Origin of the sequence: Pseudomonas fluorescens, from assembly GCF_000968015.1 — a bacterium.
GTDB classification, from domain to species: Bacteria; Pseudomonadota; Gammaproteobacteria; order Pseudomonadales; family Pseudomonadaceae; genus Aquipseudomonas; species Aquipseudomonas fluorescens_W.
Map to the genome: position 1 here is coordinate 258,591 of NZ_LACH01000001.1, position 25,038 is coordinate 283,628.

13 protein-coding genes are annotated in these 25,038 nt (G+C 60.8%); 2 read left to right on the top strand and 11 right to left on the bottom strand.

Annotated elements, in window-relative coordinates; translation table 11 throughout:
* The first annotated feature begins 169 nt into the window (after positions 1 to 169).
* Positions 170 to 859 (top strand): NYN domain-containing protein, encoded by a 690-nt coding sequence (locus VD17_RS01170; protein ID WP_046052314.1) that lies wholly within the window; start codon positions 170 to 172, stop codon positions 857 to 859.
* Here VD17_RS01170 and VD17_RS01175 read toward each other — a convergent pair.
* From VD17_RS01175 to VD17_RS01225, 11 genes are all read right to left on the bottom strand, one after another.
* Positions 840 to 2,426, bottom strand: coding sequence for an efflux transporter outer membrane subunit (locus VD17_RS01175; protein WP_046052315.1), 1,587 nt, complete (start codon positions 2,424 to 2,426; stop codon positions 840 to 842). The genes VD17_RS01170 and VD17_RS01175 overlap by 20 nt on opposite strands.
* The gene (locus VD17_RS01180) at positions 2,423 to 3,487 is read right to left on the bottom strand and encodes an HlyD family secretion protein (RefSeq protein WP_046052316.1); all 1,065 of its coding nucleotides are present in this window, start codon (positions 3,485 to 3,487) and stop codon (positions 2,423 to 2,425) included. Before VD17_RS01180 ends, VD17_RS01175 begins: the two co-directional genes overlap by 4 nt.
* 26 nt (positions 3,488 to 3,513) lie before the next feature.
* Positions 3,514 to 5,049: an MFS transporter gene (locus tag VD17_RS01185; protein ID WP_046052317.1), complete on the bottom strand. Its 1,536-nt coding sequence runs from the start codon at positions 5,047 to 5,049 to the stop codon at positions 3,514 to 3,516.
* A 195-nt stretch (positions 5,050 to 5,244) separates the two neighbouring features.
* On the bottom strand, positions 5,245 to 6,162 hold the full coding sequence (locus tag VD17_RS01190; protein WP_046052318.1) for a LysR family transcriptional regulator: 918 nt from the start codon (positions 6,160 to 6,162) through the stop codon (positions 5,245 to 5,247).
* Positions 6,163 to 6,363: 201 nt separating this feature from the next.
* On the bottom strand, positions 6,364 to 7,230 hold the full coding sequence (locus tag VD17_RS01195; RefSeq protein ID WP_033058673.1) for an ABC transporter permease: 867 nt from the start codon (positions 7,228 to 7,230) through the stop codon (positions 6,364 to 6,366).
* A 20-nt stretch (positions 7,231 to 7,250) separates the two neighbouring features.
* The gene (locus VD17_RS01200; protein ID WP_046052319.1) at positions 7,251 to 8,111 is read right to left on the bottom strand and encodes an ABC transporter ATP-binding protein; all 861 of its coding nucleotides are present in this window, start codon (positions 8,109 to 8,111) and stop codon (positions 7,251 to 7,253) included.
* 5 nt (positions 8,112 to 8,116) lie between these two features.
* Positions 8,117 to 9,142 carry an ABC transporter substrate-binding protein gene (locus VD17_RS01205; protein WP_046052320.1) on the bottom strand — a complete coding sequence of 342 codons (1,026 nt, stop codon included), beginning with the start codon at positions 9,140 to 9,142 and terminating at the stop codon, positions 8,117 to 8,119.
* A gap of 18 nt (positions 9,143 to 9,160) precedes the next feature.
* Positions 9,161 to 10,057, bottom strand: a complete 897-nt coding sequence (locus tag VD17_RS01210; RefSeq protein WP_046052321.1) for a TauD/TfdA dioxygenase family protein — start codon at positions 10,055 to 10,057, stop codon at positions 9,161 to 9,163.
* A 303-nt stretch (positions 10,058 to 10,360) separates the two neighbouring features.
* The gene (locus VD17_RS01215) at positions 10,361 to 11,728 is read right to left on the bottom strand and encodes an HlyD family type I secretion periplasmic adaptor subunit (protein WP_046052322.1); all 1,368 of its coding nucleotides are present in this window, start codon (positions 11,726 to 11,728) and stop codon (positions 10,361 to 10,363) included.
* Entirely contained in the window at positions 11,718 to 13,874 is a 2,157-nt protein-coding gene (locus VD17_RS01220) for a type I secretion system permease/ATPase (protein ID WP_046052323.1), read from the bottom strand. The genes VD17_RS01215 and VD17_RS01220 overlap by 11 nt, the downstream gene beginning before the upstream one ends.
* Positions 13,875 to 13,916: 42 nt before the next feature.
* Entirely contained in the window at positions 13,917 to 15,269 is a 1,353-nt protein-coding gene (locus VD17_RS01225) for a TolC family outer membrane protein (RefSeq protein ID WP_046052324.1), read from the bottom strand.
* 359 nt (positions 15,270 to 15,628) lie between these two features.
* On the opposite strand from VD17_RS01225, the gene VD17_RS01230 reads away from it, so the two are divergent.
* A partial coding sequence (locus VD17_RS01230; RefSeq protein ID WP_046052325.1) for a retention module-containing protein occupies positions 15,629 to 25,038 on the top strand: 9,410 nt, incomplete at its 3' end.

Genomic DNA, 25,038 nt, shown 5'->3' on the forward strand with positions numbered 1-25,038 from the left:
GAATAGATCCAGTCGAGTAAAGCCCTGATCAGTCGATGGTTGACGTGCGTGACGCACTCAATTTAGGATCTGCGCACTACTCAACCCCGTACGCAGAGATTCAGTTCTCTGGCAGTTGGGGTGAAAAAACCGGCTTCGGCCGGTTTTTTCGTTTCTGAGGATTGGATTTGTGCGCACTGCGTTCTTCGTTGATGGCTACAACGTGTTCTACGGGTTACTAGCTGACACACCTTATAAATGGTTAAACCTGCCGCAGCTGTTGGCTTATATCGCTCACATTGAAAACCCTCAAAGCTCTGTGGCCTCAATCGACTACTTCACCTCGTCGGTTAAACCAGAACTGGCTACTCGTGGCATCGCTTCCAAGGAAGCTCAAGATACTTACGTCCGCGCCCTGAAGGCTCACAATGTTGCCGTTCACTATGGTCGCCACCAACTCGAACCTGCACGCGCACCGCGCTTCATCAACAAAAGAATCGGTGCCTCGCGTCAAGATACAACCCCTATCTGGAAACTCGAAGAAAAGGAAACTGACGTCCATTTCGCCATAAGCATGTATCGCACGGCGGCCAGACAAGCCAATGCCACCGTTGCTGAAAGCATCCAACAACTCGTTCTGGTATCCGGAGATACTGATATGGCCCCCGCGCTCAGGGCGATCCGAGAAGACTTTCCCCAAATAACCGTAGGTATCGTCCTTCCATACAGGACAGGGTTCAAACGAACCCCTCCCGGTTCTTTGAAAGAACACTCTCACTGGATGCGACGAGTCATCTCCGCAGAAGAGCTGCAGTCGCACCAGTTTCCAGACAAGGTACCTGCCCGTAAGAAGCCGGCCATCAAACCGGATTACTGGTAACCCCATTTGCCACTGGATAAACCGACTCCCACCCCCCACCCAACGCTTTGTACAACCCGACCATCGCCAGCGACACCCCGGTCGAGCTCTCCACAAACTGCTCCTGAGTTGCCAACAGCGCGCCTTGCACCGTCAGCACGTTAACGAAATCCACCACCCCTTCCACATATTGCTGTTGCGCGGTGCGCAGGGCGATCTGGTTTTGGCGGACGGCTTCGGCAAGGCTGTCGCGACGCAGTTGGCTGGCGTTGTAGGCGGTCAGTTGATCGTCGATTTCATGCCAGGCGCGCAGCACGGTTTGCTGGTAGGCGATGGCGGCTTCCTGTTGTTGGGCTTCGCGCAAGTGCAGCACGCCGCGCAGGCGACCGCCGTCAAACAGCGGCAAGCTGAATTGCGGGCCAATACCGAAAGACCGCGAGCCCCAGGAGCCGAAATCACTGAGCTGCATGGCTTGCGATCCGATGTTGCCCGACAGGGTGATCCGCGGATAGAAATCACCCTTGGCCACACCGATGCTCGCGGTTGCGGCATGCAGGCGGGCTTCGGCCTGGCGGATGTCCGGGCGGCGTTCAGCCAGTTGCGACGGCAGGCCGATAGCGACCTCACGCGGGGTTTGTGGCACCGGGGCGTCTGTGGATAACTCGGCAGAGAGCGCTTGCGGGGGCTCGCCCATCAGCAGGCTCAAGGCGTTGATCAGTTGCGACTGGCGCTGCTCCAGCGCGGGCAGGCGCGACTCGATAGCCGCTACTTGGGCGGCGGCTTCGGCGACATCCAGGTCGGTGGCGACACCGTCGGCCAGGCGCAGCTGCGAGAGTTTCAGGCTGTGGCGGGCGACGTCGAGGTTCTCCTCGGTGACGGCGCGCGTACTTTGCACACCGCGCAGCTGAATGTAGTCCTGAGCGGTTTCGGCGAGCACCGACAGCAGCACGCCGCGTCGGTCGTTTTCCGCGACTTCCAGGGTGGCATCGGCGGCTTCGGTTTCACGGCGCACACGGCCCCAGAAATCCAGTTCCCAGGATGCGGAGAAGCCTGCGTCCCACAGGTTGTACGCCGAGTCACCGTTGTGTCCCGACGGATCGTTCAAGCCTTCGCCGCTGTTGCGTTTACGCCCGTAGCTGCCAGTGGCGGCGGTATTCGGGTAACGGTCGGCGGTGATCAACTGACGCACAGCCCGGCTCTGCTGCAAGCGGCTGCTGGCGAGTTTCAGGTCGAGGTTGTCGGTCAAGGTGCGTTGAGTCAGGGCCGAGAGTTTCGGGTCGTGAAAAACTTCCCACCAGCGTTCGTCCATGGTGTCGGCGATGGCTTGGCTGGCGGCGGACTTGGATGGTTTCGACCATTCGGTGATTTGCGGTGCCTGTGGTTTCTGAAAGTCCGGGCCGACGGTGCAGGCTGAAAGACCCATGACGAGCAAGGCACAAAGGGTGAGTTGAGGCTGGCGGCCTCTTCGCGAGCAAGCTCGCTCCCACAGGGGATCTCCATTTGTGCAGAGATTGTGTGCATTGAACCGATTTAATGTGGGAGCGAGCTTGCTCGCGATGACGTCAGAACAGTCGACCAAGATCTTCATCGTTGAACAACCTCATGCTTATCGGCACGGGCAGTATCAATACTCGCCTCAACCGACATCCCCACGCGCAATCGCTCCGCCAATGGCTGACCCGGATCGAGGACGATTTTCACCGGAATCCGCTGCACCACCTTGGTGAAGTTGCCGGTGGCGTTGTCCGGTTTGACCGAGGCGAACGTCACACCCGTGGCCGGTGCGATGCTCTCGACGCGGCCGCTCAGGGCCTGGCCGCCGAGGCTGTCGACACGCACTTGCACGCCCTGCCCCGGCTGCACGTCGGTGAGTTGGGTCTCCTGAAAATTGGCGACCACATAGGCCTGCGCGAGCGGCACCACCGCGAGGATCTTGCTCCCCGGCGTGACATAGGCGCCGACCCGAACGGCGCGCTCGCCGACCATACCGTCCTGAGGTGCGACGATGCGCGTGTAGGACAGCTCGTAGCTGGCCATTTCCAGCGCCGCTTGCGCCCGTTTCAATCCTCCTTCCGCTGCGTCACGCTGGGCGGTGAGGATTTCCACCTGCTTGCGCTCCGCCGCCAGCACCGCCGTCACATTAGCCAGCCGCGCGGTGGCCTGATCGATGCGGGTCCGTGCTTGTTGGGCATTCTGCACCGTGCCTGCGCCGACCCCGGCGAGATGGTTGTAGCGATTCAGTTCATGCTCGGCGAAGGCCATTTCCGCCTTGGCCGACACCACGGAGGCCTGGGCTTGAGCAATCACCGAAGCCTGGCGTTCAAGGGTCGCACGGGCATTTTGCAGTTGCGCCCTGGCCACCAGCGTTTCGGCGGCTGCCGCTTGGGCGGCGGCACGCAGATCACGGTCATCAATCAACGCCAGTAACTGTCCGGCCTTGACCTGCTGGTTGTCCTCCACCAGCACTTCCTTGATGAACCCGGCCACGCGCGGCACCACCAGCGTGAAGTCCGCCGAAACAAAGGCGTCATTGGTGTTCTGCTGCGTGCGCTTGCCGAACAGGCCGGGCGCCAGCAAATAAACCAGCACACCGAGCGCCACTACCGCGGCGACGCCGACAGCCACTTTTTGCTTTGATTGAGTCGTCATAAAAACCTTCTGTTTCAGTGAAGCATTCAAGTCGGCGCGCGCGGCGGATAGACCCGCGTCGGCAGCCAGAAAATCAGCAGGATCAGCGCCAGTGCGACGCCGGCCATGCACAGATAAAGATCCGATGCCGTCAGCACCACCGCCTGCTCATGCAGCCGGTGGGCAAGGCCTGCGCTGTCGCTGTCGACCAGGGGTGAGTTGCCGAGGTTGTCCACCAGCATCACCGAGTGGAAATGCAGCCTTGAGGTGGTCAACGCCTCCAGTACGCCGGTGGCGACCACCGCCGCCAGGCCTTTTACGGTGTTGAACCAGGCCGAAGCGAAGGGCCCTTCCATCGGGCTGATGCTGCCGGTGGAGAGCATCAACAGCGGCAGCACCGCCATCGGCTGACCGAAAATTTGCAGCAGTTGCAGCACATAGAAGTCGTCGCGTATCCACACCGACGTCAGCTGCGACCCACCGATGCAGGACAGCGTCAGCATGCTCAGACCAATCCCCAGCACCCAGCGGCAATCGACCCAACGCAGGTTGCACAGTGCCGCCACCAACGGCAGCGCGATCAACTGCGGCAGCGCCGCCAGCAACATGATCGGCGCGGTCTGAACCGGGCGATAACCCTGCACCTGCGCCAGGTAACTGGACGGAATGATGATCACCGCCAGCAGCACCACCAACACCCCGGCCAGGGTCAGCAAAGCGAACGACAGGTTGCGAATGCCGAGCATTTGCATCTTGAAAAACGGCATCGGCTGCGACCATTCGTTGATCAGGAACAGCACCAACAGCAGTAATCCACCACCGAGTAATCCGCAGATCAGGCTCGACTCGAACCAGTCCAGCCGATTGCCTTGCAAAATGCCGATCACCAGCATGCAGATCGCCGGAAACCCCAGCAGCAAGCCGCGCCAGTTGAATTGCTTCAAGCGCTCCAGGCGCAACGGGTCCTGGGGCAAGCCATACGCCACCGCCACCATGGCGATCAGGCACGGTGCGATGATTTGCCAGAAGGTCCATTGCCACCCGACGTGTTCGGTCCACAACCCGGCCAGTGGCGTGCCGAGCCCCGGGCCGAACGTCGCCGTCAGGGCGTAACCGGCCAGACCATAAAGCTTCACGTTGGCCGGCAAAAAGCGCAGCGCGACGGTCATCAGCATCGGCGGCAATGCGCCGCCCGCCAGGCCTTGCAAGGTACGCATGACCAGCAGGCTTTCGTAGTTTGGAGCGAACGGGCACAGCACGCCCAACAGGGTGAATGCGCTGATGGCGCAGAGGGTGAACCGTCGCAGCGAGAACGTCACCGAGCACCACGGCGCGAAAGCCATGGCCGCCACCGAGGTCGCGGTGTAACTGGCGACCAGCCAGGTGCCTTCGTCATAGCCGATCGCCAATGCGCCGCGGATGTCGGCGAGGGCAACCTTGGTCACCATCTCGTTCAGGCCCGACACCAGCACCGCCAACAACACGCCCACCAGACCGATGATGATCCGCGGACCAAAGACCGGTGGCGTGACGGCAGCCGGGCTGGCCGCGGCGAGAGGTGCCGTGACCGTGAGGGAAGTCATGACTGCAAGCTCCGGGGTTTGAATACCGAAGCATTTTAAGAAGCGCGGGACCTTACGAAAATTGACTTATTGGCAGCTTATAAGTGCATCAGGCGCAATGATCCGTCATAGATCAAAAGATCGCAGCCTTCGGCAGCTCCTACAGATGTACGCGAAACCGTGTAGGAGCTGCCGAAGGCTGCGATCTTTTGATCTTCAAGGTTGTGCGGCCAGCCACGTCTCGTCACAACAGGCTTTTAGGGTTTCGCGCAGCCAGCGATGGGCCGGATCCTTGTCGAAACGTGGGTGCCAGGACTGGGTCAGCATAATGGTCGGCAGCGGAATCGGCAGCGTGAAGGAACGCAGCTTCAGGCCCAGGCGCTGGACGCTCAGCAATGCCTCCTTGGGCACCGGCAGAATCAAATCGGAATCAGGCAAGGCAAACATCGCCGCATGGAAACTCGGCGCAATCACCGCCACCCGCCGCTCCAGTCCCAAGGCGTTGAGCGCGGTATCGATCGGGCCGCGGGCGATGCCGCGACGGGACATGCTGATATGGGAAAACCCGGCGTAACGCTCGGCCGTGATCTCTTCGTCGAACAGCGGATGGTCTTCGCGAACCAGGCCGACGAAATGAGTAGAGAACAGATTCTGAATCTTCACTTCCGGGGTCAACGGCCGAGTATTGCTGATGCTCAGATCAATCCGCCCTTCGCGCAGCGCCTCATCATCGCCATCGCCTTCCGGCACAAAACGCAGTTCGCAGTGCGGCGCCTGACGATCCAGGGTGTCGAACAGTTTTCCGCCGTAAACGCCGACAAAAAAGTCATTGGCCCGAATGTTGAACCGACGGCGCAACGTGCCCAGGTCCACCGCATCCGCCGAGCGAAACAACAGCGCGGCCTGTTCCACCACGTCACGCACCTGCTCGCGCAACGCCAGCGCCTTTGGCGTGGGCACCAGGCCACGACCGGCGCGCACCAGGATCGGATCGCCGATGGCCTCGCGAATGCGCGTCAGCGTCCGGCTCATGGCCGCCGGGCTGAGGTTCATGCGTCGCGCGGCGCCCACCACGCTGCCCTCGTCGAGCAAGGCATCGAGGGCGACCAACAGGTTCATGTCCGGAAGTTGCATGCTGAGCACTCGTGTCTGATCTGGGTTGATTCAGACGCAATGCTAGCAAACATTCCCAAACCATGCGTTTGCAGGTCCGGCCCCATCGCGAGCAAGCTCGCTCCCACATGATTTTTTGCCATGCATAAAATTTGTAACCCCTGAAGATCCCCTGTGGGAGCGAGCTTGCTCGCGATGGGGCCGGACCTGCCACCGCAGAACTTAGCGCTGCATCCCCCAACGCTTCACCGTGACCCGCTCCAATGTGCTGAACACCAGGTTTTCCACCAGCAAGCCGATCAGGATCACGACCGCCAACCCGGCAAATACTTTGTCGGTGTACAGCTCATTGCGGTTCTGGAAGATGTACCAGCCCAAGCCGCCCTTGCCACTGGTGGCACCGAACACCAATTCAGCGGCGATCAGCGTGCGCCAGGCGAAGGCCCAGCCAATTTTCAGCCCGGCGAGAATCGATGGCAGTGCTGCCGGGATCAGGATGAACAGCACGAAGCGCATGCCTTTGAGGCCGTAATTGCGCCCGGCCATGCGCAGGGTTTCCGAGACGCCGAGAAACCCGGCATAGGTGTTCAAGGCCAGCGCCCAGAGCACCGAATGCACCAACACGAAAATCAGACTGTTCTGCCCAAGGCCAAACCACAGCAACGCCAGCGGCAGCAGCGCAATGGCCGGCAGCGGGTTGAACATCGAGGTCAACGTACTTAACAGGTCGCGACCGAACTGCGTCGACACCGCCAGTGTGGTCAGGGCAAACGCCAGCACGATGCCGATCAGGTAACCCTTGAGCAACACCACCAGCGAAATCCACACCTTGCCCAGCAACTCGCCACTGAGCAAACCGTCGTACAGCGCGCTCCCGGTTTGCAGAAAACTCGGCAGCAGCAGGTCGTTGTTCTGAACACGGGCAACCACTTCCCACAGGACCGCGAGCAAAATCAGGATCAGGCTTTTACGTAACCAGCCTTGTTGCCAGAGTCGTTGACCGAGCGGTAATTCCCGTTCCAGCGGCACACTCGTCAGCGGCTGCAACACGGTTTCAAACTCTTCACGCGGGGATGATAAAAGGCTCATCGGGCACTCCTCTCAATGGCTCAATAAGCGATGCGGATGTCGGAGAAATCCAGCTCACGCCCGGTTTCCGGGGACTGACCTTCATCGAACAACAACCGATGAATGCGTCGTGCAGATTCCTGGAACGCCACGCCACCTAGGCTGTGCAAGTCATATTGATGGCTGTGGACTTCCGCCCGCACTCGCCCCGGATGGGGTGACAGCAGCAGAATCCGGTTGCCCACCACCAACGCTTCCTCGATGGAGTGCGTGACGAACAGCAGCGTGAAACGCACCTCTTCCCAGAGCAGCAGCAATTCCTCCTGCATCTTGCGGCGGGTCAGGGCATCAAGGGCGGCGAAGGGTTCGTCCATCAAGAGGATTTTCGGTTGCATGGCCAACGCCCGCGCAATCGCCACACGGGCTTTCATGCCGCCGGACAAGGTATGCGGGTAGGCATCGGCAAACGCCGCCAGACCAACCTTGTCCAGATAGTGCAGCGCTCGCTCCTCGGCCTCTTTGCGCTTGAGGGTTTTCGAGGCAAGCAGCGGAAACATCACGTTCTGTTTGACGGTTTTCCACGGTGGCAGTTGATCGAATTCCTGGAACACTACAATCCGGTCCGGCCCTGGGGCATGAACGGTTTGCCCCTGAAGACGGATTTCCCCTTCACACGGCTGGATGAACCCGCCGACCGCCTTGAGCAGCGTTGATTTGCCGCAACCGGACGGACCGAGCAGCACAAAGCGGTCTGCCGGATCGATTTCAAAACTGACCTGGTGCGTCGCTCGAACCACCCGCTGAGGCGTGCGGTATTCGAGGCTGACGTTGTCGACCGATAGCAGCGCCTGGGCTGCCGCGATCGGTTTGCTGACCGTGTGGCCTTGCAAAGGGGCGTTCATCTCGGTCAGCTCCCTTGCAGCGGTTTGGCGTCCTGGAAGAAGTAGTCCTTCCACGAGTCCGGTTTGTTTTTGATCGCGCCGACGCGGTAGAGGAATTCGGCCAGTGGGTAAGTGTTTTTCGGCGTGACGCTGAATTCGAACTGCGGGCTATCGATGATTTTCAGCAGCGCGGCACGGTCGATTTTGGCCTTGGTGACGCGAATGTACGTGTCCGCCGCCGCGCCTTTATCGTTCTGGGCAAACTCGGCCGCCTCAGTCAGCGCCTGGACGAACGCTTTATAGGTTTTCGGGTTCTCGTCGCGGAATTTCTCGGTGGCGAACAGCACCGTCGGCGAGTTCGGACCGAGCACGTCATTGGAGTTCAGCACAACGTGGACGTTAGGGTTGGCCAGCTCTTGATCCTGGAACGGCGGGTTGGAAAAGTGCCCGGTCAACTCGGTGCCGCCGGCAATCAGCGCCGCTGTAGCGTCGGGGTGCGGAACGGCGATGGTGTACTTGTCGAGGCGATTGAATTCCTTGTCGCCCCACTGCTTGGCGGCCGCGTATTGCAGGATGCGCGACTGCACCGACACGCCGACCGCCGGCACCGCGATGCGGTCCTTCTCGGTGAAGTCAGCGATGGTTTTGACCTTGGGATTGTTGCTCACCAGGTAGTACGGGAAGTTGCCGAGGGAGGCGACGGCTTTGACGTTTTGCTTGCCGTGAGTACGGTCCCAGATGGTCAGCAGCGGACCGACACCCGCACCGGCGATATCAATCGAACCGGAGAGCAATGCATCGTTGACCGCTGCACCACCGGAGAGCTGGGTCCAGTCGACCTTGATGTCGATGCCTTCCTGCTTGCCGTACTTCTCGATCAGGTTCTGATCACGCACGACGTTAAGCAGCAGGTAAACGATGCCGAACTGCTCGGCGATGCGAATTTCACCTTCGGCGTGGGCCACGGTCGGCGCCACCAGGCTGCCGGCGATCAGGCTGAAACCCAGGCCGATGGCCGCGGCCAGCGGTGCAAATGGAAGACGTTTGGACATGAGAGTTTCTCCGGCAAATCAGAAAGGCGCGTCGCCCTGGATGGTGGTGCGATACAACTTGCGGCGCAGGTGGCTTGGGCATCCGGCGGCGAGATGAATCAGCGAACGGTTGTCCCAGAACACCAGGTCGTGGGCCTGCCATTGATGGCGGTAGATGTTTTGCGGCAGCACGCTGTGGGCGTAGAGCTCGTCGAGCAGTTGCTTGCTCTCGTCTTCCGGCAAACCAACGATGCGGGTGGTGAAACCCTCGCTGACGAACAACGCCTTACGGCCGTTTTCCGGGTGAGTGCGGACGATCGGGTGGACGACTTCTGCGACCTGAGCCAATTGTTCCGGCGTCAGCGTCGGACGCCAGTTGCCTTCGAATTTGGTCTCGCTGTAGCGCGCGGTGTAAGAGTGCGCGGCCGAGCGGCCTTCGACGGCTTTGCGCAGCGCTTCGGGCAGGTTGTCCCAGGCTTTGTGCATGTCGGCGAACAGCGTGTCGCCGCCTTCGGACGGCAGCTCCTGAGCGTGCAGCATTGAACCCAGGCTTGGCAGTCCTTTATAGGAAAGATCGGAATGCCAGAACTTGCCGGCGTCGCCAAGGCCGATGGATTGGCCGTTTTCGATGATGTTGGAAACGATGAGAATTTCCGGATGCCCGGCCAGCAGGAATTGCTTGAGCACATGAATCTGCAACACGCCGAAACGGCGGCTGAAGGCGATGTGCTGCTCGGGGGTAATGCGCTGGTCGCGAAACACCACGACGTGATGATCCAGGTGCGCGCGGTGGATGCGGGCGAAGTCCTGATCATTGATCGGGCGGGACAGGTCGAGGCCGATGATTTCGGCACCGACGGCGCCACTGAACGGGCGGATGCCGAAGGTTTGCGGCGCGATGTTCGCGGCGCTTGGGGAAGCCGTTGCTGCAGACATAAATCACTCCCACGCACGGCACGCTCAAGGGCGCGCGCGTCGATCAAGAAACTCACGGAGGTCCCGTGTTGGTTCGTGTCGTGCGGCGCGCCGATTGGTCGGCAGGTACGCAGGGGAGTGACTTTATAGATATAAGAACTGAAATTTAAATACCGTTAGCGAATAACGATATGGCTTTTGGAATAAGTTGTCCTTGAGGCCGCCATCGCGAGCAAGCTCGCTCCCACATTGGATCTGTGTCGATCACATAACCCCTGTGGGAGCGAGCTTGCTCGCGATGAGGCCCTCAGCCTCGGCAGAAAACTACCGCTCGTGCAAAGCTTCGGCCCGGGCGCGAATGATCGGCTTGAGCAGATAGCTCAGCACCGTCTTCTTGCCAGTAATGATATCCACCGAAGCCACCATCCCCGGGATGATCAACAACGGCTTTTCATCCGTCCCCAAGTGGCTGCGATCAGTGCGCAGCTTGATGATGTAGTAAGTGGTTTTCTTGTCTTCGTCGGTGATGGTGTCAGCACCGATCTGCTCAAGTTTGGCCTTCAGCCCACCATAAATGGTGTAGTCATACGCCGTGAACTTCACCGTTGCCTCTTGTCCCGGATGCAGGAAGGCGATGTCTTGCGGGCGAACTTTCGCCTCTACCAGCAAGGTGTCGTCCAGCGGCACAATTTCCACCAGGTCGCTGCCCGGCTGGATCACGCCGCCGATTGTATTGACCAGCAGCTTGTTGACGATACCGCGCACCGGCGATGTCACCAGCGTCCGGCTGACCCGGTCTTCCAGCGCCTTGCCGGTGGCCTGGGCCTTGTTCAGATCCGTGCGTGCTTCGTTGAGTTGAGTCAGCGCTTCGCTACGGAACTTGCCGCGGGTCTCGTCGATCTTGCGCTGCACTTCCTTGATCGCCGATTGGGCGCGCGGAATGGCAAGAGTGGTCGCGTCCAGTTGCCCGCGGGTTTCAACCTCGGCGCGCTTGAGCCGCAGTACTTCAACCGGCGATACCGCGCCCTGGGCCACCAACGGCTCGGACATGTTGATTTCCTGACGCTGCAGCGCGAGACCGCTACGGTATTGCGACTGCTTGGAAGTGAACTCGCGCAGCTCTTGCTGACGCTGGATCAACTGCTCCTCCAAACCACCGATTTCATCGTGTAGCTGCTGACGGCGGCTGATGTATAGCGACTCCTCGCTGGCTGCCTGACCGGGCACGGCCTTCAGCACGTCAGCGGGGAAGTTCAGCGGACGGTCATCGACTTCCGCGCTCAAGCGTTCGACTCGCAGCAGCATCGACAGCCGATCGGCTTCGGTTTCGCCGACGTTGGAGGCGAATCGCGTGTCGTCCAGGCGAATCAGCGGCGCGCCGGCTTCGACGATCTGCCCTTCGGTCACGTACAACTCGGAGACGATACCGCCCTCCAGGTTCTGGATTTTCTGGATCTTTGACGACGGAATGGCTTTGCCGTCGCCCTTGGTGACTTCGTCGATCACGGCGAAGTTGGCCCAGAGCATCAGGAACACGAAGAAGCCGATGATCGCCCAGATGGTCAGCCGCACCACACGCGGGGCGTCCTCGATCAGCGCTTTGTTGACCTCGGGAAGTGGCTGGCCATGCAGCGACTCGGAGCCTTTGAAATAACGGCCGATCGAATTCTTGAAACCCGACTTAAGCAACACTGATCTGCCCCTTCTTCAACGCTTCCATCACGGCGGCTTTCGGGCCGTCGGCGAGAATCTGCCCGCGGTCGATGACGATCAGACGATCCACCAGCGACAACAGCGAAGCCCGGTGCGTAACCAGCACCACGGTTTTGTTTTCAACCACCGCTGCGAGGCGTTGCTTGAGGCGTTCTTCACCGGTGTTGTCCATGGCGCTGGTCGGTTCGTCGAGCAGCAGGATCGGCGGGTTGAGCAGCAACGCACGGGCCAGGGCGACGTTCTGGCGCTGACCGCCAGACAGGTTCTGCCCACGCTCGCCGACTTGCAGCTCATAACCCTGTGGGTGCAGACGGGCGAATTCGTGGACGCCGGCCAACTCGGCCGCTTGCAGCACCATTTCGTCTTCGACATAGCGCGCGCCCGACACCAGGTTGTCGCGCAGGGTGCCGGCCAGCAGCTGGATGTCCTGAGCCACGTAGCCAATGTTGTGGCGCAATTCGCTGACGTCGATCTGACGGATATCGACGCCATCCACCAACAGGGCGCCGTCGTCCGGCTGGTAGAGACCTACGAGCAGTTTGGCCAGAGAGCTTTTCCCCGAGCCGCTGCGCCCGATGATGCCGATCTTCTCGCCGGGCTTGATGATCAGGTTGATGTTCTTCAGCGCCGCGTTCTGTTGGTTCGGGTAGGTGAAGTTCATCTGCCGGCATTCGATGGCGCCTTGCAGCACCTTGCGACTCAGTGGACGTTCCTCGAAGTTGCGCTCTTGCGGCAACTCCATCATCTGATCGACCGAGGTCATGGTCACCCGCGCTTGCTGGTAACGCGTCAGCAGGCCGGACAGCGAGGCCAGCGGGCTGAGCGCGCGACCGCTGAGCATGTAGCAGGCGATCAAGCCGCCCATGCTCAGGTGACCGTCGATGATCTGGTACACGCCGAAGACGATCATGATCACGCCGGCCAGTTGCTGGATCAGCAAGGTGATGTTCATCGCCAGACCGGAGAGCATTTTCACCCGCAGTTCGAGGCGGCTGAGGGTGCCGATGGTCTGCTCCCACTGATATTGGCGTTCGCTTTCGGCGTTGTTGACCTTCACCGCATCGAGACCGGCGAGGGTTTCGATCAGGCTCGACTGCCGCTCGGCGCCCAGCGCCATGGTCCGCTCCATGGTCGCCACCAGCGGTTTCTGCAGCGCATAGCCAATCAGCAAGGCAATCGGGAACGCCAGCACCGGAATCCACACCAGATGCCCGCCAAGAATCGCGATGACCATGAAGATCAGCAGCGTAAACGGCAGGTCGATCAAACTGGTGAGGGTCAGCGAAGCGAGGAAGTCCCGCAGGCTCTGAAACTCATGGATGTTCTGGGCAAAGCTGCCGACCCGGGCCGGGCGGTACTTCATGGCCATGCCGACGATGCGCTCGAACAACGTGGCCGAGATGATCAGGTCGGTTTTCTTCCCGGCCAGGTCCAGGCAGAGACTGCGCAGGCTCTTGAGAATCAGGTCGAACAGGTAAGCCCCGGTGATGCCGATGGCCAACACCCACAGGGTCGATTCGGCCTGGTTCGGCACGACGCGGTCGTAGACGTTCATCACGAACAGCGGCGCGGCCATGGCAATGATGTTGATCAGGAAACTCGCGGCGATGGCGTCGGCGTACAGCCAGCGCGACCGCTTGAGGGTGTCGCGGAACCACGAGCGCGCGCGGGGGATCAGCGTGCCGTGATTGACGTCGAATTTGTGCTGGGGTTGAGCGAAGAATACTTTGCCGATGTAGTCATCGGCCAGCAGTTCGCGGCTGACGACACTTTCGCCACCGTCGCTTTCACTGGTCAGCAGGCGCGCCTGGTCTTCACCTAGCCAACCGAGCAGGACGGCACTGCGACCGTCCTTGAGCAGCAACAGTGCCGGCATGGCAATCGCCGGGATCTGTTCCAGTTTGCGTACCAGCACCCGCCCTTGCAGGCCGGCGCGAGCGGCTGCGCGCGGGAGCAATTCAACGCTCAGGCGCTGCTTGGGCAACGGCAGGCCGGTGGTCAACATCGCGGCGCTGGCCGGTTTCTGATGCAGGGTGCAAAGAGCCAGCAAGCCGTCCAGTAGTGGATCGTCGTGCAGCGCGCGTGGATCATGAATGAGTTGAACTCGACTGACTTCTGATTCCACGCTCGGCACTCTTGGCTAACAATTGAACAATGAAGGTTCTGCTCAATTCAAACCGGGCAGTTGAACCTTGGGCTTCACGTCGTTTTGCACAACGGATGCCAACGGTGCGACCACTCCCTGGCTCTTGAGCAACTCGCCCATGGTCGCCTTGATTCGGTACTGAGTAAATAACTGAATGTTCTTGATCTCCGCCAGGCGACGAGAAGCCGAGAACAGCTCGTTTTCACTGTCGAGCAGGTCGAGCAAGGTACGCTCGCCGAGGCTGAACTGCTTCTGGTACGCGGTGCGCACACTGGTGCTGTGATCGACATATTGCTGGGCGATCGGCACCTGGGCATTGGCGTTGTTCAAGGCATTCCAGGCCAGACCCAGCTCTTCGTTCAACACGCGCAAGGCGTTGTTGCGAATATCCAGTGCCTGGTTGGACAGGTAGGACTTGGCTTCCAGATCAGCCTTGTTGCTGCCACCGGCATACAGATTGAAGCGCATGCGCAACATGGCCTGCCATTCATTGCTGTGACCGTTCTGGCCGTCGAGATCGTTGTCGGCGGTGCGGCCTAATTCGGCATCGAAGCGCGGGTAGAAGCTCGACTTGGCGGCGTCGTACTGTTTCTCGGCAGCGGCGATGTCGGATTCGGCGGAACGCAGGATCGGGCTGTTTTCCAGCATCTGCGCCCGGGCTTCATTCAGGTTGGCCGGCAACAGCGCCATGAAATCGGAAGGACGCTCCAACTGATCGGGCATCTGGCCAACGGCGCTGAGGAAGTTGGTCTCGGCGTCAGCCAGGTTGGTTTGCTCGGTGATCAGGTTGTTGCGGGCCTGAGCCATCCGCGCTTCGGCCTGATCGAGGTCGGCGCCGCTGCCCACGCCGCGCTGGGTGCGCAGTTTGATCTGATCGAAAATTCGTTCGTGGCTCTTCAGGTTCTCGGTCGCCAAGCGCACGAATTCGCGGCGGGTCAATACGTCGAGATACACCTGCGCAACGGTAAGCGCAGTGCGTTCGGACGTGCCCAGCAACGAGTAGGCGCGGGAATTAACGGTGGCTTGTTGACGCCCCACTTCACTCGACGTCGCAAACCCGTCAAAAACCATTTGCGACAACCGCACGCTCGACTCGCTGCGATTCAGGTTTTCCCAGTGATTGTTGTTGCCGGCGGCACGCGTGGTGACGTTATCAGTGCCTTCGCGACCATAACCGCCCAGCAGATCAACCCGTGGGAGGTATCCACCTTTTGCTGCCTTTAACTGATAATCCGCGGCCAATCGGCTGTTAACGCCTGCCTGGATTTCCGGATGGACATCCAGTGCCTGTTGCATGGCTTCCGGAAGGGTCTGCGCCTGAACAAAACCGGCGGCAAGGACAAAGGGTAAAGCCGTGAGCAGGTGCAAACGCATTGTTGGAATTTCCCGGAATTGCTTGTCTTGAATCACTGCAGAACGTGCCGCTGCATCGGATGATGACAACCGGAATGACCGCTTGTCGGAAAGTTGGATTTTGGAACTGCATCACACTCTACGGGGCAGGTCGGCACCGAAATATCAATGTGACATTACGGAGGCGAGTGTTTAGGATGACCGGCAGAAGGTCAATAGTTTGGCATAAAGTTTATAGCGAAAAAATATAGCCAATTTGTTGACGAATAACCGCGTCAAAGTTGTGCCTCTAATACCTTGAAAGTACGTCCAGACTGGTTTGGCAAACACGCCGCCAGGTCCATGGAAGTCAACTGAATGCGACACCCGGAGAGTCTTCAATGAGCAGTGTTGTGGCCATCGTCAAAAGCATTGTCGGTCAGGTTTTCGCGGTGTCCCCAGAGGGCGTGCGCCGCGTGCTCGTTGAAGGCGACCGCTTGTTTGTCGGCGATCAGGTAGACACTGGCGCGGCAGGTGCTGTCACGCTCGAACTGGCTGACGGCCGGACCCTGGACCTGGGCCGCGACACTCAGTGGAGCGGCAGCGATCCGGACTCCAGCACTGACCTTGCACAAGCCACTGCACAAGCCGCGCCGTCGGTTGAAGAGCTGCAGCAAGCCATCGTTGCCGGTGCCGACCCGACCACCGATCTTGAAGCCACTGCGGCCGGCCCTACCGTTATGAGCGGAGGCGGCTCTACCGGTGGCGGTCACAGCTTCGTGGCTCTGGAGGCAACCGCTGGCCGGGTCGACCCGACCATTGGTTTCCCGACCGCTGGCATCAGCACTGCCACGTTGGCTGAACAGAACACCCTCGGTGGTCAGTCGGCCAATACCAGCGCCAACGTGCAGCGCGAATCGACCCTGACCTTGAGCGCCACGCCGACCATTACCGAGGCCGGCGGCGTACTGGTTTACACCGCCACGCTGACCCAGGCTCCGCTGACCGACCTGACCATTACCCTGTCCAATGGCTCGGTGATCGTGATCCAGGCCGGCCAGTTGACCGGTACCGTCAACGTCCCGCTCGTGCCGAACGACACTGTCTATAGCGACCCGACCCAGATCAACGTGACCGTCACTGGCACTACGGGCGGCAGTGGCATCATCGTCACCCCGCCGACAACCCCGGCCGTGACCCAGGTCACTGACACCGTCGATACCACCACGGTCACCTTGACCGCCGGCACCAACGTTACCGAAGGCGGCCAGATAACCTACACCGCGACATTGACCAACCCGGCGCAAACGCCGGTCACCATCACGTTGTCCAACGGCTCGATCATCACCATCGACGCTGGCAAGACCACCGGCACCGTGAACGTCGACACCCCGGCCAATGACGTTTATCAGAACGACAGCACCGTCAGCACCACGATCACTGGCGCCACCGGCGGCAACTTTGAGAACCTGGTGCCAAACCCGGCGCCGGCCGTGACCACCATTACCGACTCGCCGGACACCACCACCGTCACACTGACGGCGGGATCTACAGTCACCGAAGGCGGCCAGATCACCTACACCGCGACCCTGACCAATCCTGCTCAAACGCCGGTCACTGTCACCTTGTCCAACGGCTCGACCATCACCATCGAAGCCGGCAAAACCACCGGTTCCGTGAACGTCGACACCCCGGCCAATGATGTTTATCAGAACGGCAGCACCGTCAGCACCACCATCACCGGGACCACCGGTGGCAATTTCGAGCAACTGACCCCGAGCACCGAGCCGGCACTGACCACCATTACCGACTCGAAAGACAATACCGGCCTGAGCCTCACCGCCACCGGCACCGTCGTCGAAGGCGGTCAGATCACCTACACCGCCACTTTGACCAACCCGGCCGGCACGCCGATGACCGTGACGTTGAGCAATGGCTCGGTCATCACCATCGACGCGGGCAAGACCACCGGCAGCGTGACCGTCGGCACCCCGGCCAATGACGTTTATCAGAACGGCAGCACCGTCAGCACCACCATCACCGGGACCACCGGTGGCAATTTCGAGCAGCTGACCCCGAGCACCGAGCCGGCGCAGACCACCATTACCGACTCGAAAGACAACACCGGCCTGAGCCTCACCGCCACCGGCACCGTCGTCGAAGGCGGTCAGATCACTTACACCGCCACTTTGACCAACCCGGCCGGCGCGCCGATGACCGTGACCTTGAGCAATGGCTCGGTCATCACCATCGAAGCGGGCAAGACCACCGGTAGCGTAACCGTCGATACCGCAGCCAATGACGTCTACAACAATGGCAGCACCGTCAGCACCACCATCACCGGGACCACCGGCGGTAATTTCGAGCAGCTGACCCCGAGCACCGAGCCGGCGCTGACCACTATCACTGACTCCAAGGATGACACCGGCCTGAGCCTGTCGGCGTCCACCGTAGTGGCCGAGGGCGGTTCGATCGTTTACACCGCGAACCTGACCCACGCGGCCGGCACTCCGGTCACTGTCACCCTGAGCAACGGCGCAGTGATCACCATCGCGGCCAACGCCACCAGCGGTTCCGTCACCGTCGACGCGCCGAAAGACGATGTCTACATTGACGCCGGCAAGGTCAGCGCCACGATCAGCACCGCCACCGGCGGTAACTTCGAGAACCTGGTGCCGAGCACGGTTCCGGCAGTGACCGAAGTGACCGATACGATCAATACTTCGACGGTCAGTCTGACGGCCAACGGCTCTGTGACTGAAGGCGGGACCGTGGTTTACACCGCATCCGTCACCGCGCCAGTGACCGACTCACCGGTGGTTGTGGCCTTGTCCAACGGCCAGACCATCACCATTCCGGTCGGCTCGAGCAGCGCCAGCGTGAACTTCATTGCGCCGAACGATGCACTGGCCGGTGGCGGTTCGCTGAGCGTCAAGATCGACGACGCCAAGGGCGGTAACTACGAGAAGCTGGAAGTCGACAGCAAGCCGGCGAATACCTCGATTACCGATACGGCCGACACCACCACCGTTAGCCTGACCGCTACAGATTCCGTGGCGGAAGGCGGCTCGATCGTCTACACCGCCACCCTGACCAACGCTGCCGGCACGCCAGTGACCGTGACGTTGAGCAACGGCGCGGTGATCACCATCGCCGCAAACGCCACCAGCGGTTCCGTCACCGTCGATGCACCAAAAGACGATGCTTACATCGACGCCGGCAAGGTCAGCACCACGATCACTACGGCCACCGGTGGCAACTTTGAAAACCTGGTCAAAAGCCCGGCTGCAGCCGTCACCACCGTCACCGACACCCTCGACACCTCGACCGTCACCCTGACCGCCACCAGCAGCGTGGCCGAGGGCGGCACCGTGGTTTACACCGCCTCGGTCGGCGCACCGGTGACCGGCTCGCCGGTGGTGGTGACCTTGTCCAACGGTCAGACCATCACCATTGGCGTTGGCCAAAGCAGCGGCACGGTCAATGCCGTGGTCTCGAACGATGTGCTCAGCGGCCACGCGCCGTTGACCAATTCGATCACCAAAGTCAGCGGGGGCAACTACGAAAACCTGGTCGCCGATAAAACCCCGGTCAGCACCAGCGTGACCGACACCGTCGACACCACCACCTTGTCGCTGAGCGCCACCGGCAACGTCAAAGAAGGCGGCCAGATCACCTACACCGCCACCCTGACCCATGCGGCCGGCACCCCGGTGACCGTGACGTTGAGCAACGGCGCGACCATCACCATCGATGCCGGTAAAACCACCGGCACCGTGAAAGTCGACGCACCCAAAGACGACGTCTACAAGGACGCCGGCAAACTGGAAGTCACCATCCAGGACGCCGCTGGCGGCAACTTTGAAAACCTGGTCACCAGCCCGACCCCGGCCGTGACCAACGTGGCCGACACAGTCAACACCACGCACCTGACCCTCAGCGCTGAAAAATCGGTGCTCGAAGGCTCGAACATCACCTACACCGCGACCCTCACCAACGCCGCGCAAACGCCGGTGACCGTCAAGCTGAGCAACGGCGAGACCATCACCATCGACGCCGGCAAAACCACCGGTTCGGTCACCATCGCGGCGCCAAGCGATGACGTCTATAAAGACGCCGGCAAGCTCACCGTGACCATGACGGATGCCAACGGCGGCAACTTCGAAAAACTCGACATCAGCAAAGCGTCAGTGACCACCACCGTCAATGACACGGTCGACTCCACGTCCCTGTCGCTGTCGGCCAGCCATACCGTCAGCGAAGGTGGCCAGATCACCTACACCGCGACCCTGAGCAACCCGACAGACACGGCCATGACCGTGAAGTTGAGCAACGGCGCCGTGATCACCATCGCCGCCGGCGCCACCACCGGTTCGGTCGACTTCGCTGCACCGGCCAACACCCCGTACATCGACGGCGGCAAAGTCCAGGCTACGATTGCCAGCCAGAGCGGCGGCAACTTCGAAAAAGTCGTCACCGACCATTCGCCGGCGGTTACCACCGTCACCGATTCTGCAGATACCACCGGCCTAAGCCTGAGCGCCACCGGCTCGGTCGCCGAGGGCGGTTCGATCGTCTACACCGCGACCCTGACCAATGCCGCTGGCTCCGCCATGACCGTGACGTTGAATAACGGCGCGGTGATCCACATTGCCAAGGGCGCCACCACCGGTTCGGTGAACTTCGCTGCGCCGAAGGATGACGTCTACAAAGACGCTGGCAAAGTCGAAGCCAGCATCACCAAGACTGCCGGCGGCAACTTCGAGAACCTGGTGGCCGACAAGACACCAGCGGTTACCGACGTGACCGACACCCTCAATACGTCGACAGTCAGTCTGACGGCCAACAGCACTGTGGCTGAAGGCGGCACCGTGGTGTACACCGCTTCGGTCAACGCGCCAGTGACCGGTTCGCCGGTTGTCGTGACCTTGTCCAACGGCCAGAGCATTACCATTCCGGTCGGCGCCAGCAGCGCCAGCGTGAAATACACCGCACCGAACGACGCACTGGCTGGCGGCGGTTCGCTGAGCGTGAAAATCGAAGGCACCACCGGTGGCAACTACGAAAACCTGGTGGCGGATAAAACCCCGGCAGTCACGTCGGTGACCGACGTCAAAGACACCACCATCCTGAGCCTGAGTGCTACAGATTCAGTGGCGGAAGGCGGTTCGATTGTCTACACCGCGACGCTGACCCACGCTGCCGGCACACCGGTCACCGTGAACCTGTCGAACGGCGCCGTGATCACCATCGCCGCCAACGCTACCAGCGGTTCCGTGACCGTCAAGGCACCTGCCGATGACGTCTACAAAGATGCCGGCAAAGTTGAAGCGACCATCAAGGACGCCAGCGGCGGCAACTTCGAAAACCTGGTGACCAGTCCGGCTGCAGCAGTCACTGCGGTGACTGACACCCTCGATACTTCGACGGTCAGTCTGACGGCCAACGGCACTGTGGCCGAAGGCGGTACCGTGGTTTACACCGCGTCCGTGTCTGCTGAGGTCACCGGTTCGCCGGTGGTTGTGACCCTTTCCAACGGTCAAACCATCACCATTCCGGTTGGCGCCAGCAGCGCCAGCGTGAACTTCACAGCACCGAACGATGCGTTGGCTGGCGGAGGTTTGCTGAGCGTCAAAATCGACGACGCGAAGGGCGGCAATTACGAGAAGCTGGAAGTTAACGACAAGTCGGCGGACACCTCGATTACCGATACGGTGGACACCACGACGGTTAGCCTGACGGCTACCAATTCGGTCGCTGAAGGCGGCTCGATCGTTTACACCGCGAACCTGACCCACGCTGCCGGCACACCGGTCACCGTGAACCTGTCGAACGGCGCCGTAATCACCATCGCCGCCAACGCTACCAGCGGTTCCGTCACCGTCAAGGCACCTGACGATGACGTCTACAAAGACGCCGGCAAAGTCGAAGCGACCATCAAGGACGCCAGCGGCGGCAACTTCGAAAGCCTGGTCACCAGCCCGGCGGCGGCAGTCACTGAGGTGACTGACACCCTCAATACTTCGACAGTCAGTCTGACGGCCAACGGCACTGTGGCCGAAGGCGGGACCGTGGTTTACACCGCGTCCGTCACCGCGCCGGTGACTGATTCGCCCGTGGTTGTGACCCTCTCGAACGGCCAGACCATCACCATCCCGGTTGGCGCCAGCAGCGCCAGCGTGAACTTCACCGCGCCGAATGACGCCTTGGCTGGCGGCGGTTCCCTGAGCGTCAAGATCGACGACGCCAAGGGCGGCAATTACGAGAAGCTGGAAGTTAGCAGCAAGTCGGCGGACACCTCGGTGACTGACTCTGCCGATACCACCACCCTCAGCCTCAGCGCGACTGACTCGGTCGCCGAAGGTGGTTCGATTGTTTACACCGCCACCCTGACCAACGCGGCCGGCACTCCGGTGACCGTCACCTTGAGCAACGGCGCGGTCATTACCATCGCTGCTAACGCGACCAGCGGCTCCGTCACCGTCAAGGCACCTGCCGATGACGTCTATAAAGACGCCGGCAAAGTCGAAGCGACCATCAAAGGCGCCAGCGGCGGCAACTTCGAAAACCTGGTCACCAGCCCGGCAGCGGCGGTCACGGAAGTGACTGACACCCTCAATACGTCGACGGTCAGCCTGAAGGCAACGCCCACCGCAGCCGAAGGCGGCAACGTGGTGTACACCGCTTCCGTGACCTCGAAAGTCACCGGCAAGGACGTGGTCGTCACCCTGGCCAATGGTGAAAAAATCACCATCCCGGTCGGTGAAAGCACGGCCTCGATCACCGTTAAAGCCCCGAATGATGCATTGGTCGGCCACGAGCCGCTGACCAACGCCATCAAGGATGTAACCGGCGGCAATTACGAGAATCTGGTCGCCGACAAGACCCCGACCTCAACCGCCATCAGCGACACCCTGGACACCACCAAAGTGACCATGACCGCCAGCGGTCAGGTGCTTGAAGGCGGCAACATCACCTACACCGCCAACCTGACGAATGCGGCCGGCACCGACATGACGGTCAAGTTGAGCAACGGCGAAAGCATCGTGATCAAGGCCGGCGACAAGTCGGGCTCCATTACCGTTCCTGCACCGGCCGATGACGTCTACAAGGACGGCAGTAAAATCACTGTCCGCATCGACAGCACCAGCGGCGGCGACTTCGAGAAGCTCGACGTCAACAAAGCCGCGCACAACACGACCGTCAAAGATACGATCGACACCACCACGCTGAAACTCAGCGCAGATGTGGGCACCGTCAGCGAAGGTGGTCAGATCAACTACACCGCGACACTGAACCACCCAGCGGACACGGCGATGACCGTGACCTTGAGCAATGGTCTGGTGATCAACATCAAGGCTGGCGAGTCCAGCGGCTCTGCGTCTTACACCGTACCGAACAACGTCTACACTGGCGCAGCGGACGTCCAAACCTCGATCAAGGAAACCACCGGCGGCAACTTCGAAAAACTGGACACCGATCCCTCTGCCGTCGTCACCAAAGTCACCGACACGGCTGACACCACCAACCTGACCTTGAGCGCTAGCGGCTCGGTGCAGGAAGGCGGCCAGATCGTCTACACCGCGACCCTGTCCCAGGCCGCCGGCAGCAACATGACCGTGAAGCTGAGCAACGGCGCGACCATCACCATCCTCAAGGATGCGGTGTCCGGCCATGTCAGCGTTGCCGCACCGAAAGACGACGTCTACAAAGACGCGGGCAAAGTCGAAGCGACCATCAAGGAAACCACCGGCGGCAACTTCGAAAACCTGGTCACCAGCCCCGCAACTGCGGTCACGGAAGTGACTGACACCATCAACACTTCAACGGTCAGCCTGAGCGCCAACGGCACTGTGGCTGAAGGCGGCACCGTGGTTTACACCGCATCCGTCACCGCACCAGTGACCGACTCACCGTTGGTTGTGACCTTGTCCAACGGCCAGACCATCACCATTCCGGTCGGCTCAAGCAGCGCCAGCGTGAACTTCATCGCGCCAAACGATGCCCTGGCTGGCGGCGGCTCCCTGAGCGTGAAGATTGACGACGCCAAGGGCGGTAACTACGAGAAGCTGGAAGTTAACGGCAAGCCGGCGAATACCTCGATTACCGATACGGCTGACACCACGACGGTTAGCCTCAGCGCGACGGAGTCGGTCGCTGAAGGTGGTTCGATCGTTTACACCGCGAACCTGACCCACGCTGCTGGCACGCCAGTGACCGTCACCCTCAGCAACGGTGCCGTGATCACCATCGCCGCCGACGCTACCAGCGGTTCCGTCACCGTCGCCGCGCCGAAGGACGATGCTTACATCGACGCCGGCAAGCTCAGCGCCACGATCACCACCGCTACCGGCGGCAATTTCGAAAACCTGGTCAAAAGCCCCGCAGCTGCGGTCACGGAAGTGACTGACACCATCAACACCTCGACAGTCAGCCTGACCGCCAACGGCACTGTGGCCGAAGGCGGCACGGTGGTTTACACCGCTTCCGTGTCTGCTGAAGTCACTGGTTCGCCGGTGGTCGTGACCTTGTCCAACGGCCAGACCATCACCATTCCGGTCGGTTCGAGCAGCGCCAGCGTGAACTTTGTTGCGCCGAACGATGCCCTGGCTGGCGGCGGCTCCTTAAGCGTCAAGATTGATGATGCGAAGGGCGGTAACTTCGAAAAACTGAGCATCGACGGCAAACCGGCGGACACCGCTGTCAGCGATACCGTGGACACCACCAAAGTGACCATGACTGCCAGCGATTACGTGGTCGAAGGCGGCACGATCACTTACACCGTCAACCTCAGCAACGCCGCCGGCACTGACATGACGGTCAAGCTGAGCAACGGCGAGAACGTGGTGATCAAGGCCGGCGACAAGTCGGGCTCCATTACCATTCCTGCACCGGCCGATGATGTCTACCAGGACGGCAGCAAGATCACCGTTGGCATCGCCAGCACCGACGGCGGCAACTTTGAGAAGCTCGACGTCAGCAAGACCACTCACACCACCACCGTCAATGACACCACTGACACCACCACACTGAAGCTCAGTGCTGATGTGAGCACCGTCGGCGAAGGTGGTCAGATCACCTACACCGCGACCCTGAGCCATCCGGCCGACACGGCGATGACCGTGACCCTGAACAACGGTCTGGTGATCAACATCAAGGCCGGCGAGTCCAGCGGTTCGGTGCCGTATACCGTGCCGAATGACATCTACACCGGCGCCTCGCCCGTCAGGGCAGCGATAGCGGACAGTGCTGGCGGCAACTTCGAAAAACTGGACACCGATCGCTCGGCCGTCGTCACCCAAGTGACCGACACCGCTGACACCACCAGCCTGACCTTGAGCGCTACCGGCTCGGTTCAGGAAGGTGGGCAGATCGTCTACACCGCGACGCTGTCCCATGCCGCCGGCAGCGACATGACCGTGAAGCTGAGCAACGGCGCGACCATCACCATCTTGAAAGACGCCGTCTCCGGGCAGATCAGCGTGGCTGCGCCGAAAGATGACGTGTACCTGGATGCAGGCAAAGTCACCGCCAGCATCGATCAAGTCAGCGGCGGCAAATTTGAAAGCCTGGTGCCGGACAAGTCTGCGGTGTCTACGAACATCACCGACACCATCGACGCCACCACCGTGAAGCTGACCGCCTCGCCGAGCGTGAACGAGAACGGCACCATCACCTACACCGCGACCCTGACCGACGCCAATGGCAAACTGGTCACGGCGCAGAAAGATCCGGTCACCGTCACCCTCGACAGCGGCAAAACCATCACCATCGCCGTCGGCGAAAGCATCGGCACCTTGTCGGTGGCAGC

Bases quoted from the DNA above. Each gene is read 5' to 3' on its own strand.
- VD17_RS01175 (WP_046052315.1), bottom strand. From the start codon at position 2,426: ATGAAGATCTTGGTCGACTGTTCTGACGTCATCGCGAGCAAGCTCGCT.
- VD17_RS01180 (WP_046052316.1), bottom strand. From the start codon at position 3,487: ATGACGACTCAATCAAAGCAAAAAGTGGCTGTCGGCGTCGCCGCGGTA.
- VD17_RS01185 (WP_046052317.1), bottom strand. From the start codon at position 5,049: ATGACTTCCCTCACGGTCACGGCACCTCTCGCCGCGGCCAGCCCGGCT.
- VD17_RS01190 (WP_046052318.1), bottom strand. From the start codon at position 6,162: ATGCAACTTCCGGACATGAACCTGTTGGTCGCCCTCGATGCCTTGCTC.
- VD17_RS01195 (WP_033058673.1), bottom strand. From the start codon at position 7,230: ATGAGCCTTTTATCATCCCCGCGTGAAGAGTTTGAAACCGTGTTGCAG.
- VD17_RS01200 (WP_046052319.1), bottom strand. From the start codon at position 8,111: ATGAACGCCCCTTTGCAAGGCCACACGGTCAGCAAACCGATCGCGGCA.
- VD17_RS01205 (WP_046052320.1), bottom strand. From the start codon at position 9,142: ATGTCCAAACGTCTTCCATTTGCACCGCTGGCCGCGGCCATCGGCCTG.
- VD17_RS01210 (WP_046052321.1), bottom strand. From the start codon at position 10,057: ATGTCTGCAGCAACGGCTTCCCCAAGCGCCGCGAACATCGCGCCGCAA.
- VD17_RS01225 (WP_046052324.1), bottom strand. From the start codon at position 15,269: ATGCGTTTGCACCTGCTCACGGCTTTACCCTTTGTCCTTGCCGCCGGT.